Here is a 2,914-nt window from a genome sequence, read left to right on the forward strand (position 1 = left end):
TCGCCGAGGACCCCGGTGACGTGGCGACGCAGCTCGTCGGCCGTGGCGGTCGCGCGCAGGGTCACCGCCGCGACGGGCCGGGTGCCCAGCCGGGCGTCGGGGATCCCGACGACGACGACGTCGACGACCGCGGGATGCCTCCGCAGCGCGTCCTCCACGGTCTGCGGGAGGAGCGTCAGCCCGCCCACGCTCAACGCCTCGTCCAACCGGCCCAGGACCCGGAGCCTGCCGTCCGGGCCGATCTGCCCCGCGTCGTCGGTGCGGAACCACCCCGCCCTGGCGAACGCCGGATGATCAGGGGCGTTCCGGTATCCCTCGGCGAGCTGCGGGCCCGCCAGCCAGACGCGGCCCTCGTCGTCGTCGACCTCGACCCGTACCCCCGGCAGCGGTGCGCCGTCGTACACACACCCGCCCGCCGTCTCGCTCATCCCGTACGTCCGGACGACGCGGACGCCGGCGTCGGCCGCGCGCGCGAGCAGTTCCGGTGCGGCCGCCGCGCCCCCGAGCAGGACGGCGTCGAGCGCGGCGAGGGCGTCGACCGCCGCGGGGGAGCCCTCGTCGAGGACCTTGGCCAGCTGGCCCGGCACGAGTGAGGTGTACGCCCGGTCGGCAGCGCGCCCGGACCCCGCTCCCGTTCCCGCCCGCCAGGCGTCCACCGCGGTGGGCAGCGTCTCGGGGTCGAACCCGTGCGTCACGTCCACGACCACCGGCTCGTGCCCGGCGCGCAGGGACCGCAGGATCACCTGCAGCCCGGCGATGTGATGAGCGGGTAGCGCGAGCAGCCACCGGCCGGGCCCGCCGAGGACGGTGTCGGTCGCCGCGGCCGAGGCTGCCAGGGCCTCCGCCGAGAGCATCGCGCCCTTGGGCGTGCCCGTGGAGCCGGAGGTGCTCACAACCAGGGCGACGCGGTCGTCGATCGGCTCGCCGGGGCGCTGACTGTCGACGAGGATCCGGGTGCGCGCGGGGTCGTCGGCGGGCACCGGTAGCAGGGCGGGCCCGCGGTCGGTGAGCATCTCCTCCAGAGCGGGGAAGATCTCGGCGACCGCCGGGCCGCCGGGTACGGGCAGGGTGCGCAGCTCGCGGGTGGCTGGGGAGTCGGCCATGACCGGACGGTCCGCGCGCGTCAGTAGTAGTAGGGGAAGTCGTCCCAGTCGGGCGCGCGCTTCTCCAGGAACGCGTCGCGGCCCTCCACGGCCTCGTCGGTCATGTACGCGAGGCGCGTGGCCTCGCCGGCGAACACCTGCTGGCCCATGAGGCCGTCGTCGGTGAGGTTGAACGCGAACTTCAGCATCCGCTGCGCGGTCGGCGACTTGCCGTTGATCTGCCGCGCCCACTCGATGGCGGTGTTCTCCAGTTCGGCGTGATCCACCACCCGGTTCACGGCGCCCATCTGGAACATCTCCTCGGCGGTGTACGGCTGGCCGAGGAAGAAGATCTCGCGGGCGAACTTCTGGCCCACCTGCTTGGCGAGGTACGCGCTGCCGTAGCCGGCGTCGAACGAGCCCACGTCGGCGTCGGTCTGCTTGAACCGCGCGTGCTCGCGGGAGGCCAGCGTCAGGTCGCTCACCACGTGCAGGGAGTGCCCGCCTCCGGCAGCCCAGCCGTTGACCAGGCAGATCACGACCTTGGGCATGGTGCGGATGAGGCGCTGCACCTCGAGGATGTGCAGGCGCCCGCCCTCGGCCTTCACGCGCGCCTCGTCCACCTTGTCGGCGGTGGCGCCGGCGACGTCCGAGTCGTGCTCGGTGGAGTACTGGTAGCCGGAGCGGCCGCGGATGCGCTGGTCGCCACCGGAGCAGAACGCCCACCCGCCGTCCTTGGGGCTGGGCCCGTTGCCGGTGAACAGGACGGTGCCCACGTCGGGGGAGCGTCGCGCGTGGTCGAACACCCGGTACAGCTCGTCGACGGTGTGCGGGCGGAAGGCGTTGCGCACCTCGGGCCGGTCGAACGCGATGCGCACGATCCCGTTGACCCGCCCCTCGCCGACGTGCCGGTGATAGGTCAGGTCGGTGAGGTCCACGCCGCTCGCGAAGCCCTCGACCTCTCGCCACTGTGACGGATCGAAGGGATTCGCGGTCTCGTCCCGCGCTGAACTGCTGGGATTGGCGGCGGCCGTCTGCTCAGTCATGGCTTCGACGTTAGCGTGGACCCATGACATCCGTACCGGGCCCCGAGTCGATCGACGATCTACTCGACCGCGTCCACGTGGTGGCCCTGCCGATGCGGGTGCGGTTCCGCGGCATCACCGAGCGCGAGCTCGTGCTGATCGACGGGCCCGCCGGGTGGGGCGAGTTCGGGCCGTTCGGTGAGTACCACGATCCCGAGGCCGCCCACTGGCTCGCCTCGGGCGTCGAGATGGCGTGGCAGGGCCCACCGGCGCCCCTGCGCTCGCGCGTCCCGGTCAACGCGACGGTCCCGGCGGTGGCGGCCGGCGAGGTCGGCGCGATCCTCGATCGCTTCCCGGGGTGTATGACGATCAAGGTCAAGGTGGCGGAGAAGGGGCAGCATCTCGTAGACGACGTCGCCCGCGTCGCCGCCGTCCTGCAGGCCCGACCCGGGGCGCGGGTGCGGGTGGACGCCAACGGGGCGTGGTCGGTCGCGGAGGCCGCCCACGCCGTGCGGGTCCTCGACCAGGCGGTGCGTGCCGCCGACGTCTCGCGCGCCCCGGGCACCGGGCCGGTGTCGTTGGACGGGCCGGGCCTGGAGTACGTCGAGCAACCGTGCGCGACCGTCGACGAGCTGGTGGAGCTGCGGGAGCGCCTCGTCGCCGACGGCGTGCACGTGGACGTGGCCGCCGACGAGTCCATCCGCCGGGCCGAGGATCCCCTGCGGGTCGTGCGCGCGGGTGGCGCCGACCGGGCGGTGGTGAAGGTCGCGCCGCTGGGCGGGCCCCGGCGCCTGCTGGCCGTGGCCG

General features: G+C 73.9%; 3 protein-coding genes. 1 reads left to right on the forward strand and 2 read right to left on the reverse strand.

The window, feature by feature from the left end; genetic code table 11:
- Both menE and HMPREF3086_RS01420 read right to left on the reverse strand, forming a co-directional pair.
- Positions 1-1,103: o-succinylbenzoate--CoA ligase (menE, locus tag HMPREF3086_RS01415; RefSeq protein WP_070719775.1), on the reverse strand; the 1,103-nt coding region annotated here is incomplete at its 3' end.
- Positions 1,104-1,123: 20 nt separating this feature from the next.
- Complete coding sequence (locus tag HMPREF3086_RS01420; RefSeq protein ID WP_070719776.1) at positions 1,124-2,128, reverse strand: 1,4-dihydroxy-2-naphthoyl-CoA synthase; 1,005 nt, start codon at positions 2,126-2,128, stop codon at positions 1,124-1,126.
- 23 nt (positions 2,129-2,151) lie between these two features.
- Here HMPREF3086_RS01420 and HMPREF3086_RS01425 point away from each other — a divergent pair.
- Positions 2,152-2,914 (forward strand): o-succinylbenzoate synthase (locus tag HMPREF3086_RS01425; RefSeq protein WP_070719777.1); only part of this gene is annotated, 763 nt, incomplete at its 3' end.

Origin of the sequence: Dietzia sp. HMSC21D01 (assembly GCF_001815995.1) — a bacterium.
Taxonomy (GTDB): Bacteria; Actinomycetota; Actinomycetes; order Mycobacteriales; family Mycobacteriaceae; genus Dietzia; species Dietzia cinnamea.

Bases quoted from the DNA above. Each gene is read 5' to 3' on its own strand.
- HMPREF3086_RS01420 (WP_070719776.1), bottom strand. From the start codon at position 2,128: ATGACTGAGCAGACGGCCGCCGCCAATCCCAGCAGTTCAGCGCGGGAC.